Origin of the sequence: Bacteroides sp. AF20-13LB (assembly GCF_003603065.1) — a bacterium.
GTDB classification, from domain to species: Bacteria; Bacteroidota; Bacteroidia; order Bacteroidales; family Bacteroidaceae; genus Bacteroides; species Bacteroides uniformis.
This window is the reverse complement of record NZ_QTMH01000022.1, coordinates 60,897-74,854: the sequence shown is the minus strand read 5'-3', so window position 1 is coordinate 74,854 and position 13,958 is coordinate 60,897. Positions and strand designations below refer to the sequence as shown.

11 protein-coding genes and 1 pseudogene are annotated in these 13,958 nt (G+C 46.7%); 7 read left to right on the top strand and 5 right to left on the bottom strand.

Annotated features, from left to right (window positions below):
- A pseudogene (locus DWX62_RS20615) lies at positions 1-69 on the bottom strand (DNA-3-methyladenine glycosylase I); the annotation flags it as partial.
- A 162-nt stretch (positions 70-231) separates the two neighbouring features.
- Between DWX62_RS20615 and uxuA the strand changes: the two are divergent.
- Entirely contained in the window at positions 232-1,413 is a 1,182-nt protein-coding gene (gene uxuA, locus DWX62_RS20610) for a mannonate dehydratase (protein WP_005830167.1), read from the top strand.
- A gap of 114 nt (positions 1,414-1,527) precedes the next feature.
- On the opposite strand, the gene DWX62_RS20605 is transcribed toward uxuA, so the two are convergent.
- Positions 1,528-4,848 (bottom strand): beta-galactosidase, encoded by a 3,321-nt coding sequence (locus DWX62_RS20605; RefSeq protein ID WP_008664115.1) that lies wholly within the window; start codon positions 4,846-4,848, stop codon positions 1,528-1,530.
- Between the two features lie 147 nt (positions 4,849-4,995).
- Complete coding sequence (locus tag DWX62_RS20600) at positions 4,996-6,765, bottom strand: gamma-glutamyl-gamma-aminobutyrate hydrolase family protein (protein ID WP_022401411.1); 1,770 nt, start codon at positions 6,763-6,765, stop codon at positions 4,996-4,998.
- Positions 6,766-7,015: 250 nt separating this feature from the next.
- Between DWX62_RS20600 and DWX62_RS20595 the strand changes: the two genes are divergently transcribed.
- The 3 genes from DWX62_RS20595 to DWX62_RS20585 all read left to right on the top strand — a co-directional run bounded on the left by DWX62_RS20595 (position 7,016) and on the right by DWX62_RS20585 (position 11,724).
- Positions 7,016-9,172 carry an elongation factor G gene (locus DWX62_RS20595; RefSeq protein ID WP_008664112.1) on the top strand — a complete coding sequence of 719 codons (2,157 nt, stop codon included), beginning with the start codon at positions 7,016-7,018 and terminating at the stop codon, positions 9,170-9,172.
- 300 nt (positions 9,173-9,472) lie between these two features.
- Positions 9,473-11,017, top strand: a complete 1,545-nt coding sequence (locus DWX62_RS20590; RefSeq protein WP_005830174.1) for a HAMP domain-containing sensor histidine kinase — start codon at positions 9,473-9,475, stop codon at positions 11,015-11,017.
- A 5-nt stretch (positions 11,018-11,022) separates the two neighbouring features.
- On the top strand, positions 11,023-11,724 hold the full coding sequence (locus DWX62_RS20585) for a response regulator transcription factor (protein ID WP_005830176.1): 702 nt from the start codon (positions 11,023-11,025) through the stop codon (positions 11,722-11,724).
- An 89-nt stretch (positions 11,725-11,813) separates the two neighbouring features.
- Here the strand turns inward: DWX62_RS20585 and DWX62_RS22080 are convergent, their stop codons facing one another.
- Both DWX62_RS22080 and DWX62_RS20580 read right to left on the bottom strand, forming a co-directional pair.
- A complete protein-coding gene (locus DWX62_RS22080) occupies positions 11,814-11,990 on the bottom strand; it encodes a hypothetical protein (protein WP_005830181.1) in 177 nt (58 codons plus the stop codon).
- A 200-nt stretch (positions 11,991-12,190) separates the two neighbouring features.
- Complete coding sequence (locus DWX62_RS20580; protein ID WP_005830183.1) at positions 12,191-12,637, bottom strand: MarR family transcriptional regulator; 447 nt, start codon at positions 12,635-12,637, stop codon at positions 12,191-12,193.
- 159 nt (positions 12,638-12,796) lie between these two features.
- On the opposite strand from DWX62_RS20580, the gene rpsF reads away from it, so the two are divergent.
- The 3 genes from rpsF to rplI are packed head-to-tail and all read left to right on the top strand — an operon-like array spanning position 12,797 to position 13,881.
- Positions 12,797-13,141 carry a 30S ribosomal protein S6 gene (gene rpsF, locus DWX62_RS20575; RefSeq protein ID WP_005833241.1) on the top strand — a complete coding sequence of 115 codons (345 nt, stop codon included), beginning with the start codon at positions 12,797-12,799 and terminating at the stop codon, positions 13,139-13,141.
- Between the two features lie 2 nt (positions 13,142-13,143).
- Positions 13,144-13,416, top strand: coding sequence for a 30S ribosomal protein S18 (gene rpsR, locus DWX62_RS20570; protein WP_004288442.1), 273 nt, complete (start codon positions 13,144-13,146; stop codon positions 13,414-13,416).
- Positions 13,417-13,431: 15 nt separating this feature from the next.
- A complete protein-coding gene (gene rplI, locus DWX62_RS20565; RefSeq protein WP_005830185.1) occupies positions 13,432-13,881 on the top strand; it encodes a 50S ribosomal protein L9 in 450 nt (149 codons plus the stop codon).
- Positions 13,882-13,958 lie beyond the last annotated feature (77 nt).

The window sequence follows — 13,958 nt, the reverse complement described above, 5'->3', positions numbered from 1 at the left end:
ATCGTGGTATTTCACATACAGCTCGTCGGTTCCGCACCAGCCGCAACGTCCGTTTATAAAGTCTTGCATAAGCGTAATTAATATATGTAATGAAGTGCTAAGATATTGTTTTCATTGCGAACAAACAAATCTATCCATTCAGAATGGACAGTTCTCATATTCTTTCTTACTTTTGCAAAAAGGTAACGGGTGGTTTGAACGCCTGAAAAACAAGAAAATTAATAATAAAGAATGGAAAAGACTTGGAGATGGTTTGGCAAGAAAGACAAGATAACCCTTGCCATGTTGCAACAGATAGGAGTGGAAGGCGTTGTCACTGCCTTGCATGAAGTTCCCAACGGTGAAATATGGACGTTGGAAGCCATTGAAGATTTGAGGGATTATATTGAATCCTTCGGATTGCGCTGGTCTGTAGTAGAAAGTCTGCCGGTGTGCGAGGCTGTCAAATATGCGGGGAGTGAGCGTGACCGATTGATAGAGAACTACAAGATAAGCCTTGCCAATCTCGGCAAGGCAGGCATCCGGACGGTATGTTACAACTTCATGCCGGTGATTGACTGGATTCGCACGGACTTACAACATCCCTGGGAAGACGGGACATCTTCTCTTTATTTCGACAGAATCCGTTTTGCCTACTTCGACCTGAAGATATTGGAACGGGAGAATGCGGAAGCCGATTATTCTCCGGAAGAGCTGGACAAGGTGGCAGAACTGGATAAGGTGATTACGGAGTCTGAAAAGGCAGAGCTGGTAGATACGATTATCGTAAAGACACAAGGATTCGTAAATGGCAACATCAAGGAAGGTGACAAGGAGCCGGTAACCCTGTTCAAACGTTTGCTGGCGCTATACAAAGGGATAGACCGGGAGGCTCTGCGCGAGAATATGCGTTATTTCTTGTCTGCCATCATGCCGGTATGCGAGGAATATGGGGTGAATATGTGTGTACACCCCGATGACCCTCCTTTTCAGGTATTGGGGTTGCCGCGCATTGTGACAGACGAGGCAGATATTGCCTGGATACTGAGTGCAGTGGACAATCCCCATAATGGCCTGACTTTTTGCGCCGGTTCATTGAGTGCGGGTGAACAGAATGATACCCGTGAACTGGCAAGGAAGTTTGCCAGGCGTACCCACTTTGTGCATTTGCGCAGTACGAAGGCAATACCGGGTGGAAACTTTATCGAAAGTTCCCATCTGGAGGGAAGGGGACACCTCATTGATTTGATTCGTATCTTTGAGAAAGAAAATCCGGGATTGCCGATGCGTGTGGACCACGGTCGCATGATGTTGGGCGACGAGGATAAAGGGTACAATGCAGGTTATTCTTTTCATGGCCGTATGCTGGCATTGGCTCAAGTGGAGGGAATGCTGGCTGTGGTAGACGATGAATTGTACGGAAAATCTGTTTGATTGATTTTAAGTTAGGCATGGATTACGCGAAAAATCATGGATATTCTTCATTTATTATCCATGATTTTTCATGTAATCCGTGTCTAAAGAATCTATTAGTGTTGTAAATCCGGCTTAATAGTTGAAAGCCTTGGATTTTACGTAAACCTTGAAGTCTTTGATTCCACCCGGTACCTCGCTTTCCATTCTGGGTAGATATTGTATGCCGGTCAGGGTGCGGGTACTACCCAAGTCAATCACGACAGAATGCGGGTATGGAGTGTCTTTTGTTGTGCTCCAATAGGTTGATTCCTGGAGGTCGAAGATTTTGTCCGCAGAACAGTTGACGTGGGATACGTCTTCGCTGTCGGCATAATTGACAATCCAGGGTTCGCGTGACAGACGTTCCCCATTCTCATCCAGCAGATACATTTCGGCAATGCAAGCCAGGTCTTTTCCATCTTGTGCACTCAAGGCTTCCAGGCAGACATAACGTCCGGTGACGGGTTGGTCGAATTTGCGTTCCTGCCAACCGTTGCCGGGATTGAAGCTGCCGGAGAGGACGGGCTGCTCACCGGACAAGTCGAGATTTTCACCCTCATTGCGGTGCGTCAGCGGTTTGGTGACGAGCAACTGGTCCAGTAATGGCTCGCTCAGTCCTTCGGACTTAACTTCTTTGGGACCGATGATGTCGAAGACAATCACTTCATTCTCACCTTTCTTCAACCAGCATCCCGGGATGTAGAGGGTCTGTTGCGGGCCGATTTCCCAAATGCGTCCCATGGCGTGCCCGTTGACGTAGACAAGTCCCTTGCCCCAAGTCTCGAAGTTTAGGAATGTGTCGCTGGGCTTGTTCACCTTAAAGGTGGCACGGTAGCAACCCGGAATGCGTTGTCCTAACTCATCTTTCAGTGAGCCGATGGGCTGGAACTTCATGTTCTTATAGAAATCGTATGTATCTTCGAGATTATAGACTTCCCAATCCTTCAGGTTGCAGGTGAAAGGACGGCCGTCGATGTCTACGGTAAGTTCTACGCTTTGGGTGATACCCTTGAAGTCCTTGATGGCACGTCCAAAGTTGATGCGGCCCATGGCTTCTACCAGAATGTCGAGGCGTGCACCTTTGGGGCAGGCGGGGAATTCCAGTTGCTTTTCACCGTTGCGGCGGTCCAGTTTGCCGATGTATTTGCCATCCAGGAAAACTTGGGCATAATCGTGCGCATCGTTCACAGTGAGCAGGGACGGGGTTTTCATCTCGGGCAGTGTGGTGCGGTAGAGAATACTTCCGAATCCCTGGTTATATTCCTCCATGGTACGGATATTGCGGTCTTTCTTGGCAGCAGGAAGATTGTCGAACAAAGGAGCCATCTCTGTAAATTGGAAAGACGGAATACGGATGGGCTTGATTAAAGCGGGAACTTTAGCCTGCTTCTCGCCGTTCATGTATTTGGACAATGCTTTTCGCAATTCCCAGTATTTGGGAGTGGTCTGTCCCGATTCGCTGATGGGGGCGTCGTAGTCGTAAGAGGTTACGTCAGGGGCGAATCCGGGTGAGTTGGCTCCTGCCCAGTGTCCCCAGTTGGTCCCTCCGTGGGTCATGTAGAGGCTGAAGGAGATGCCTTTGGACAACATCTCGTCAATGCCGGCAATCATGTCGGCAGCCGGACGGGTTTCGTGGTTGGCTCCCCACTTGTCGAACCAGCCGCTCCAGAATTCGGAGCACATCAGCGGGCTATCAGGACGGAGTTTCTTCAGCGGTGCAAACTGTTGGTCGATGTTGGCTCCTGTACCGAAGTTCATGGTCCATACCAGGTCGTGGAGTCCGTTCTTGGTGAAGTTGGACGCCCAGTCGCATTGGAACAGTGCTACGCCGGGGTAGTTGGCGCGTACGATGTCGCGGATTTGCGATACGTAGCCTTTGTCTTCCCCGTAGGAGCCGTATTCGTTCTCTACTTGTACCATGATGATGGGACCTCCGTTCTGTATGGTCATACCGGCTACCTGCTCGGCAACGGCTTTTTCGAAGATACCTACACGCTCCATAAAGTAGGGGTCGGATTCGCGCAGGCGGATATCTTTTTTCTTGAGTAACCACCAGGGCAGTCCGCCCATTTCCCATTCGGCACAGACATACGGTCCCGGGCGCAGGATGACATACATGTCGTTCTGCTGGCATAGGCGGCAGAATTCCGCCAGGTCATTCTGTCCGGTGAAGTCGAACACTCCCGGCTGAGACTCGTGGGAGTTCCAGAATACATAAAGGCAGATGGTGTTCATGCCCAGTGCCTTGCATAGCTTGATGCGTTGGTCCCAATAGGCTTTGGGGATACGTGGATAGTGCAGCTCTGCGGCTTTGATGACAAACGGCTTGCCATTCAATAGGAATGTTCCTTTGCCGGCAGAGAAGTCGCCTTGTCCTTCCCATTGGGTACGCGGGTCCCAGCTGTCGCGCCAGGGTATCGCGATTGTGCCGTCCTTGCCGAATTCAAGCGGGAGCCATACGTAGCGTGAGTCCTCAAGGTTTTTCTTTTTCCAGCGGTCGAACATGGCAATGTAGGCATTTCCTTTTCCGTATACTTGCTGCACGTAAGTGCTTTGTGCATAGAAGGTCTTATCTGCATCAGGACCGGTACACGGATTGCCGATGGTAGTCCATTGCCCCATGATGGAGTCGGCCACAGCCAGTTCGGCAACATTGGGATCCCAGCCGGTACAACCGGAAGAGAGCATATAGTACTTGCCGTTATACTTGAATACGGCGGGTGCTTCGCGGCTTTGCTTCACGAAATTGCGTGTATAGCGACCAGTGGGCTTCAGGTAGTCATCCGTTAGTTCGCTTATATATAAGGTAGCGTTGTTTTCCGACGAGTAGAACTGATATGCCTTGCCGTTATCATCAACGAACACTGTTTGGTCGCGGCTCATCGCACCGTTGGGACGGAAGCTGCCTACATAGGTGAATGTCCCGGTAGGAGAATCGCTGACCGCTACGCCGGCACATGCCTTACTGTAGTCGGCGCTTTCCACATGCGCCCACATGACGAATTTCTTTGTCTTTTCGTTGTAAATCACTTTGGGACGTTCCAACACCTTGCTGGGGTGCAGGTCGTGTTTCTCGTCATCTTTCACGGCAGGAAGTACAATACCCTCGAACTTCCAGTTCAGCAGGTCTTTTGAAGAGTAGCAGCTGACACCGGTTACGTCGGTGCGGTAGCATTCCCACGTAGCCCATTCGGGCAGGATGGTTTCCCCTTTTTTGTATTCGCCATACCAATAGTAGGTCCCTTCGTGGTAAAGAAGGCCGCCGCCATGGGCGTTGATGGGATTGCCGTCGGTGTCTTTCCATACTTCCCCGGGTATGATTGCGGCATTTTTCGTTTGTGCTTTTGTTTTTGCAGATGGCAGGCAGCAAAGGCAGGCCAGCAATGCAAAACTCCAAATAATTTTCCTTTTCATTTAAGAATTCGGTATTAGATAATTAATAAATCGTTTATGTTTTGGGCAAAGATATGCGAAAGTTGAGAAATGGAGGGTATGTAAATGTGTCAAAAAGGAGAGATTATAGCTCTAATCTCTCCTTTTTGTGATGTTTTTCGGTCTTTTCTATTTGGTTTGTACTTGTTTCATCACCCGGAGGAAATTTCCACCCCATATCTTGGCGATGTCTGTTTCTGTAAATCCATGTTCCAGCAGACGGACGGTGATATTGATGAAATCATTGTCCCCATTGCATCCTTTGACCCCGCCTCCACCGTCGAAGTCCGAGCCAATGCCCACGTGGTCTATGCCTGCCACTTCAACCATGTGCAGCAGGTGTTTCATGAAGTCCGTAAGGTTGGTTTTCTTGGCATCCGGGTTCAGAAACTCGTCTACCAGGCAGGCTTGAGCCACACCGCCATGTGCGGCAAGGGCGCGTAGCTGTTCGTCGGTCAGATTGCGGTCGTGTCTGTAGATGGCGCTTGCAGAGGAGTGGGAGACTATGACCGGTGCTTTTGAATATTTCAGTACATCCCAGAAGGTGCTTTCGGCTGCATGGGAAAGGTCTATCATTATTCCCAGCCGGTTCATTTCTTTCACCACTTTTCTACCGTAAGGACTTAAGCCGTTCCAACGGGCAGTCGTGTCCGAAGAACTGTCGCAGATGTCATTGTTGCGGGTGTGGCAAAGGGTGATGTAGGTAACGCCTGCATCATGGAAACGGGTGATATTCTTCAAATCCTTGCCGATGCCGTATCCGTTTTCGATGCCAATATAAAAGGCTTTCTTTCCTTCGGTCTTGAGCCTGGACAAATCATCGGGCGTGCGGGCTATGGCACATTGCTCCCCGTTCATCTCCACTTGTCGGTAGATGTGGCGTATCAACTCATCCACTCGGTCAATGGCTTTCAGACTGTTCTCTTCATCGCACGGGCCTTGACGCACCCAGCATGCCAGGTATTGTCCATCCAATTTCCCTTCTCGCATCTTGGGCAGGCAAACCTGCGTTTTTTCGCGCGTACCTATATTATAGGAAACGTCAAAATCAAGTGGGGTGTCTGTATGCGTGTCGAGGGAGAGGATGCGGCGATGAATCTCTTTGGCATGCCGGTAGGTAGCTGCCTTTTGAACCAGAAAATAGAAGAATCTGGCAGAGATGCTGTCGCCTGCCGTAGCCAGAGCTTCGGGATGGAATTGCACACCCCATATCGGATATTCGTGAGAAGACTCTATAGCTTCGGGAATACTGTCTGACGACCAACCCGTTACGCTGAATCCCGGGGCAACTTGCTTGACCGCCTGGTGATGGTGAGTATTGGTGAAAAGTTGTGTCTGTCCGGTTATGGATGCCATGGCAGAACCGGGAGTGAGGTGGACGGTATGAGTTGGTATACTGCTCGGTTCCTGCTGCTGGTGGCAGACAGTGGTGTCGGGATGCTGGGTAGGGATATCCTGATAAAGGGTTCCGCCGAAAGCTACATTGATTAACTGTTCTCCCCGGCAGATGCCAAACATCGGAATGTTACGCCGGGTAGCCAGGCGGATGAGTGCCATGTCGTATACATCACGCAGGGAGTCCACCTCTCCCAGCTGTTCGATGGGCGATTCATTGAAATAGGAAGGGTGGATGTCTCCTCCTCCTATCAGAATGATACCGTCCAGCCGGTTGGCAATGTCTGTCAAGACAAGGCTATCGGTAGTGATGGAAATCAGTATAGGTGTTCCACCTGCCTGGATTACAGACTCGGTATACGTCATCTGTGTGGATGAGCTTCGGCCCGGATGTGAGCAGGAAATGCCGATGAGAGGGGCTTTCCTGGTTGTTTTTTGGTTGGACTGTCCCATTGCCAAATATGGACATAGAACGAGCAGTGTTGTTAACAGTAGTTTGTTCATGGTTTTCGGGGGGGATTCTTTTTCCTGCAAAGTTATAAGAAATATTTAAGCCGTCCAAGAAGTTGGATGACTTGTGAATTCGGGCAGTTTATTGGCAGAAGAACATTATATTCTTTGTTGGTGGAGGAAGTGTGTTATATAACATGCTTCCCGATGTTGCTTTTCTTTGAATTAATGCCTAATTTGCGCCTCACAAAAAGTTAACGGCATCATCGTATGTCAGGTTATTCACTTAAAATCTTAATATATCATGAAAGTATATCAGACGAATGAAATTAAGAACATTGCCCTCCTTGGCAATGACGGCTCGGGTAAAACCACTCTCACGGAAGCGCTGCTCTTTGAGAGTGGTATTATAAAACGTCGCGGCAGGATTACTGCCAAGAATACAGTCAGCGATTACTTCCCGGTGGAGCAGGAATACGGCTATTCTGTGTTTTCCACCGTTTTCCATGTGGAGTGGAACGGCAAGAAACTGAATATCATTGACTGCCCGGGTAGTGATGACTTTGTAGGGGCTGCCATGACGGCGCTCAACGTTACAGATACTGCCATTCTGCTGCTGAACGGGCAATACGGTCCCGAGGTAGGTACGCAGAACCATTTCCGCTACACCGAGAAACTGGGCAAACCGGTTATTTTCCTGGTAAACCAGCTTGATAATGAAAAGTGCGATTATGATATGGTGCTTGAGCAGTTGCAAACCATATACGGTCCGAAGGTGGTGCCCGTGCAATATCCGCTGGCTACCGGACCGAACTTCAATTCGTTGATCGATGTACTTTTGATGAAAAAATATTCGTGGGGACCCGAAGGTGGCGCTCCCATTATTGAAGAGATTCCGGCCGAAGAAATGGAAAAGGCTACAGAACTGCACAAGGCTTTGGTAGAAGCTGCAGCCGAACATGACGAAGGCCTGATGGAAAAATTCTTTGAGCAGGACTCTTTGACAGAAGACGAAATGCGCGAAGGTATCCGCAAGGGACTGGCTTCACGAGGTATGTTCCCGGTATTCTGCGTCTGTGCCGGCAAGGATATGGGTGTACGCCGTCTGATGGAGTTCCTGGGTAATGTGGTGCCGTTTGTGGACGAAATGCCACCGGTGCACAATACACGCGGTGAGGTGGTGAAGCCGGATTCTAACGGACCGACTTCCTTGTATTTCTTCAAGACTGCCGTTGAGCCGCATATCGGTGATGTTCAATACTTCAAGGTTATGAGTGGTAAAGTGCACGAAGGTGATGATTTTACCAATGCAGACCGCGGTTCCAAGGAACGCATCGCGCAGATTTATGCTTGTGCCGGTGCCAACCGTATCAAGGTAGAGGAAATGGTAGCCGGTGACATCGGCTGTACAGTGAAACTGAAGGATGTACATACCGGCAATACATTGAACGGTAAGGGCTCTGAAAACCGTTTCAACTTCATTAAATATCCGAACTCCAAATACTCACGTGCTATCAAGCCGTTGAACGAGTCGGATACAGAAAAGATGATGGTTGCTTTGAACCGTATGCGAGAGGAAGACCCGACATGGGTGATAGACCAGTCTAAAGAATTGCGTCAGACTATTGTACACGGACAAGGTGAATTCCATTTGCGTACCTTGAAGTGGCGTCTGGAAAACAATGAAAAACTGCAAATCAAGTTTGAAGAACCGAGAATACCGTATCGCGAAACGATTACCAAAGCTGCCCGTGCGGATTATCGCCATAAGAAGCAGTCGGGTGGTGCAGGCCAGTTCGGTGAAGTTCATCTGATTGTTGAGCCTTACTACGAAGGCATGCCGTTGCCCGAAACCTATAAATTCAATGGTCAGGAGTTCAAGATGAACGTCAAGGGTACCGAAGAAGTTCCATTGGAATGGGGTGGCAAGCTGGTATTCGTCAATAGTATTGTGGGTGGTTCCATTGATGCACGTTTCATGCCGGCCATCTTGAAGGGTATCATGTCACGTATGGAGCAGGGACCGTTGACTGGTTCGTATGCTCGCGATGTACGTGTCATCGTATATGACGGAAAAATGCATCCGGTTGACTCCAATGAAATCTCCTTTATGCTGGCGGGACGGAATGCGTTCAGCGAAGCGTTCAAGAATGCAGGCCCGAAGATTCTAGAACCCATTTATGACGTGGAAGTATTTGTTCCGTCGGACAAGATGGGTGATGTGATGGGGGACTTGCAGGGACGCCGTGCCATGATTATGGGTATGAGCAGCGAGGCCAGTTACGAAAAACTGAGTGCTAAGGTGCCTTTGAAGGAAATGTCATCCTACTCTACGGCACTTAGCTCACTGACTGGTGGACGTGCTTCGTTCATCATGAAGTTTGCCAGCTATGAACTCGTTCCGAGTGATGTGCAGGATAAACTGATTAAGGAATTTGAGGCAAAGCAAGCTGAAGAATGATTTTCAGGGGTTGGTAGTTTGGCTGTTGTAACTACCGGCTGCTAATATAACAATTGTTAAAGCCGTTGTTACTTCATGGCAAGTAATAACGGCTTTTTTCATTAACGTAGATTAAGAACATGCAGAATTGTGAATTGAATGATTAATTTTTTATTAAATTTGCAAACCAAAGGCTTGTGTTTTTGTTATAATGCTCATAATACAACCTAAAAAATGGTCTTCGGTTAATTTACGAGAACGTCCGGTTAAATCAGGTTAATTGGTTAGGAGTGTTAATTAGGGAGTGTTAATTTTGTGACTATGAAAAAGTCAACTATATGGATATTAGGTGTTGTTATGGGGCTTTCCTTCCTTAGTTTGCTGTATCTGCAGATAAGCTATATTGAGGAAATGGTGAAGATGCGTAACGGACAATTTGATGAATCGGTGAAGCGTGCGTTGATGGCTGCTTCGAAAGAGGCAGAGTCCGCAGAGGTTGTGCGTTGGCTGAATGAGGATATCTCCGAGGCAGAAAAGAAGGCGTGGGAACAATCGCAAAGCAGTAGCGGAGTGATGCGTACCCAGCGGTTTGTGATGACAGCTCCGGATGGCAGTGTCCGTTCTTCGGTGGAATTGAAAACTTTCAGTAACGAGCCTTCTGAATTGCCAAGAGCAATGATTTCACGCAAACACGGAGCAAAAACCATTCCTCAGACTTCACGCTCGCAGATAGAGATGCTTAAAAACCGCTATCTTTACCAGCGTGCATTGGTAGACGAGGTGGTGTTGCAGATGGTATACAATGCCAGCGACAAGCCGATTGAGGAGCGTGTTAATTTCAAAAGTCTGGACCAGTATCTAAAAGCAGGTCTGATAGAGAATGGTCTCGGTGATATGGATTATCACTTCAAGGTGATAGACCGGGAAGGTCGGGAGGTATACCGTTGTGCGGATTATAGCGATGCAGGGAGTGAAAGCTCTTATTCGCAGCCATTGTTTTTGAATGACCCACCAGCCCGTATGAGTATCGTCAAGATACATTTTCCGGGAAAGAAGGATTATATCTTCGATTCGGTCAGGTTTATGATACCGTCGATGATATTTACTTTTGTACTGCTGGTGACGTTCATCTTTACGATTTACATCGTATTCCGCCAGAAGAAGCTGACGGAGATGAAGAATGATTTCATCAACAATATGACGCACGAGTTCAAGACGCCGATATCGACGATTTCTCTGGCGGCACAGATGTTGAAAGACCCGGCTGTGGGCAAGTCTCCGACTATGTTCCAGCATATATCGGGTGTCATCAACGATGAAACGAAGCGCTTGAGGTTCCAGGTAGAAAAAGTGCTTCAGATGTCGATGTTTGACCGTCAGAAGGCTACTTTGAAGAATAAGGAACTGGATGCCAACGAGCTGATAGCGGGTGTTATCAACACGTTTACACTGAAAGTGGAGCGTTATAATGGAAAGATTGAATCGGAGCTTAAAGCTACCAACTCTGCCATTTTTGCCGATGAGATGCATATCACCAATGTGATTTTCAATCTCATGGATAATGCAGTGAAGTATAAACGTCCGGATGCGGATCTGCAACTGACGGTGAAGACTTGGAATGAGCCTGGCAAACTGATGATTTCCATCCAAGATAACGGCATCGGCATCAAGAAGGAGAATTTGAAAAAGATATTCGAGAAGTTCTATCGCGTGCATACAGGTAATCTGCACGATGTGAAAGGCTTCGGCTTGGGACTGGCTTATGTGAAGAAGATTATCATGGATCATAAGGGAACTATCCGGGCAGAAAGTGAACTGAACGTAGGAACTAAATTTATTATTGCATTACCTTTATTAAAAAATTGATTGATATGGACGAGAAACTGCGTATTTTATTGTGCGAAGATGATGAAAATCTTGGCATGCTTTTAAGAGAATATTTACAGGCAAAAGGTTACGCTGCCGAGTTATATCCCGATGGAGAAGCAGGATACAAGGCTTTCCTGAAGAATAAATATGACTTGTGTGTGTTTGATGTGATGATGCCGAAGAAAGACGGATTCACACTGGCACAAGAAGTGCGTGCGGCCAATGCCGAAATACCTATTATCTTCTTGACGGCAAAAACATTGAAGGAAGATATTCTGGAAGGTTTCAAGATTGGTGCCGATGACTACATCACCAAGCCCTTCAGTATGGAAGAGCTGACTTTCAGAATTGAAGCTATCCTGAGACGTGTTCGCGGAAAGAAGAACAAGGAGAGCAACATCTATAAGATTGGTAAGTTTACATTCGACACGCAGAAACAGATTCTGGCGACTGCCGAGAAGCAGACTAAACTGACCACCAAAGAATCCGAACTGCTGGGCTTGCTTTGTGCACATGCCAACGAAATTCTGCAGCGTGACTTTGCGTTGAAGACTATTTGGATTGATGACAACTATTTCAATGCACGTAGTATGGATGTATATATCACAAAGCTGCGTAAGCACCTGAAAGAAGATGATTCGATTGAAATCATCAACATTCACGGAAAAGGATATAAACTGATTACTCCGGAAGCTGAGTCTTGATGAGGCTCGGCTCCTCTGAGGGAGAGAAAATAAAAAAGGCGGTCTGCATGTATATGCTAACCGCCTTCTTTATTTCTTTTCTTTTGATATTAGTCGACAATTCTCTTGTTGATGACAATGTAGGAAATCAATCCCACTACAACCAAAACGGCAGAACTGCCCAAGATGGCATTGTTGTTAACATTGCCGGTAAAAGAACATGCAACCAGGATTACAGCTCCTATTACGACTAATATCAATCCCAGATTTTTTAATAAGCCTTTCATGTGTGTGTATTTTAATTAGATTATTATATTCTTTCGTATTCTTGTCACAAAGAAAAGCATAATTCTTTAACAAGCGAAATTATTTTTGCAAAAAATCCATATTTTAATAAAGAATGGAAGATGAGGAATGAAAAATGACGCTTCATCCCCTTGTTTTCTCCTCCCTTAATCTCTAATCCTTAACCCCTAATCCCTATATCTTAGTCCTTCGTATTGAAGAAAATCTTCCTCAGCACCTCCTGGCTCACACTGAGCTCTTCGATGGTGATGCCTTTCAAGGCTTCTTTGAGGGTCTGGTTGGCAATGACGCGCGCGCGTTCTTCCAGCTCCTTGCCGTCCTTGGTCAGATGTATCAGATTGGTTCGGCGGTCTTTCTTGTCCGATATGCGCACGACGAGATGCTGACGCTCCATATTGTCTATCAAGCGCGTCATGCTGGGCTTGTCTTTGAAAGTTGCATTACACAACTCTTGTTGCGTCACCCCGTCCTTTTCCCATAAGAAGATGAGGACGGTCCACTGTTCCGGAGTAATCTCCAAACCGTTCTGGCGGAAGTTGCGGGACAGCTTTCGGTTAATGGCAGCCGACACTTTACCGTTCAGTATGGCAAAGATAAGGCGGATATCAAAGTTGAATTGCTCTATCATGAAATTATTGTTTAAACAACTTTGCAAAGATAGTGCAAGCCGAAGACAATTCCTATATCCCTACACAAAAAAACATTAAATGTTTGTAGTTCAAAATAAAATGTCTACCTTTGCACCGCATTTTTAAAACGAATAATTTATTTATTTAATTAAACGAGTATGAATCAATACGAAACCGTTTTCATTTTGACTCCCGTTTTGTCTGATGTTCAGATGAAGGAAGCGGTAGAAAAATTCAAAAGCATCCTTACTGCTGAAGGTGCTGAGATTGTAAATGAAGAAAACTGGGGACTGAAGAAGCTGGCATATCCTATCCAGAAGAAGTCAACCGGTTTCTATCAGCTGATTGAGTTCAATGCAGAACCTACTGTCATTGAGAAATTGGAAATAAACTTCCGTCGTGACGAGCGCGTTATCCGTTTCTTGACTTTCAAGCAAGACAAGTACGCTGCTGAATATGCTGCGAAGAGAAGAAGTGTTAAATCAACTAAAAAGGAGGATTAATCATGGCACAACAAGTTCAATCAGAAATCAGATATTTAACTCCGCCCTCAGTAGACGTTAAGAAGAAAAAATACTGCCGTTTCAAAAAGAGCGGTATTAAGTACATCGACTACAAAGATCCCGAATTCTTGAAGAAATTCTTGAATGAGCAAGGTAAAATCCTTCCGCGTCGTATTACCGGTACTTCTTTGAAGTTCCAACGTCGTGTAGCTCAAGCTGTGAAGAGAGCACGTCACTTGGCGTTGCTGCCCTATGTAACTGACATGATGAAATAATAGGAGGAGGAAAGTATGGAAATTATATTGAAAGAAGACATTGTAAACTTGGGTTATAAGAACGACATCGTAACAGTAAAGTCTGGTTACGGTCGTAACTACCTCATCCCGACTGGTAAAGCTGTCATCGCTTCACCGGCTGCAAAGAAAATGTTGGCTGAAGAGCTGAAACAACGTGCTCACAAGCTGGAGAAAATCAAAAAGGATGCTGAAGAACTGGCTGCTAAGCTGGAAGGCGTATCATTGAAGATTGCTACTAAGGTTAGCTCTACTGGTACTATCTTCGGTTCTGTTGGTAACATCCAGATTGCTGAAGAGTTGGCTAAATTGGGTCACAACATCGATCGTAAGATTATCGTTGTTAAGGACGCAGTGAAAGAAGTTGGTAACTACAAGGCTATCGTTAAGCTGCACAAGGAAGTTTCTGTAGAAATTCCTTTCGAAGTAGTTGCTGAAGAAGCATAAGAAAAGACTTAATAATGATAAGGAAGCCCGGTTCTGATAAAGGACCGGGCTTTTCTATGTTCGGAGCGTATGTGTGT

Coding starts and splice junctions, on each gene's coding strand:
- uxuA (WP_005830167.1), top strand. CDS start 232: ATGGAAAAGACTTGGAGATGGTTTGGCAAGAAAGACAAGATAACCCTT.
- rplI (WP_005830185.1), top strand. CDS start 13,432: ATGGAAATTATATTGAAAGAAGACATTGTAAACTTGGGTTATAAGAAC.
- DWX62_RS22080 (WP_005830181.1), bottom strand. CDS start 11,990: ATGAAAGGCTTATTAAAAAATCTGGGATTGATATTAGTCGTAATAGGA.
- DWX62_RS20605 (WP_008664115.1), bottom strand. CDS start 4,848: ATGAAAAGGAAAATTATTTGGAGTTTTGCATTGCTGGCCTGCCTTTGC.
- rpsF (WP_005833241.1), top strand. CDS start 12,797: ATGAATCAATACGAAACCGTTTTCATTTTGACTCCCGTTTTGTCTGAT.
- DWX62_RS20585 (WP_005830176.1), top strand. CDS start 11,023: ATGGACGAGAAACTGCGTATTTTATTGTGCGAAGATGATGAAAATCTT.
- DWX62_RS20595 (WP_008664112.1), top strand. CDS start 7,016: ATGAAAGTATATCAGACGAATGAAATTAAGAACATTGCCCTCCTTGGC.
- rpsR (WP_004288442.1), top strand. CDS start 13,144: ATGGCACAACAAGTTCAATCAGAAATCAGATATTTAACTCCGCCCTCA.
- DWX62_RS20600 (WP_022401411.1), bottom strand. CDS start 6,765: ATGAACAAACTACTGTTAACAACACTGCTCGTTCTATGTCCATATTTG.
- DWX62_RS20590 (WP_005830174.1), top strand. CDS start 9,473: ATGAAAAAGTCAACTATATGGATATTAGGTGTTGTTATGGGGCTTTCC.
- DWX62_RS20580 (WP_005830183.1), bottom strand. CDS start 12,637: ATGATAGAGCAATTCAACTTTGATATCCGCCTTATCTTTGCCATACTG.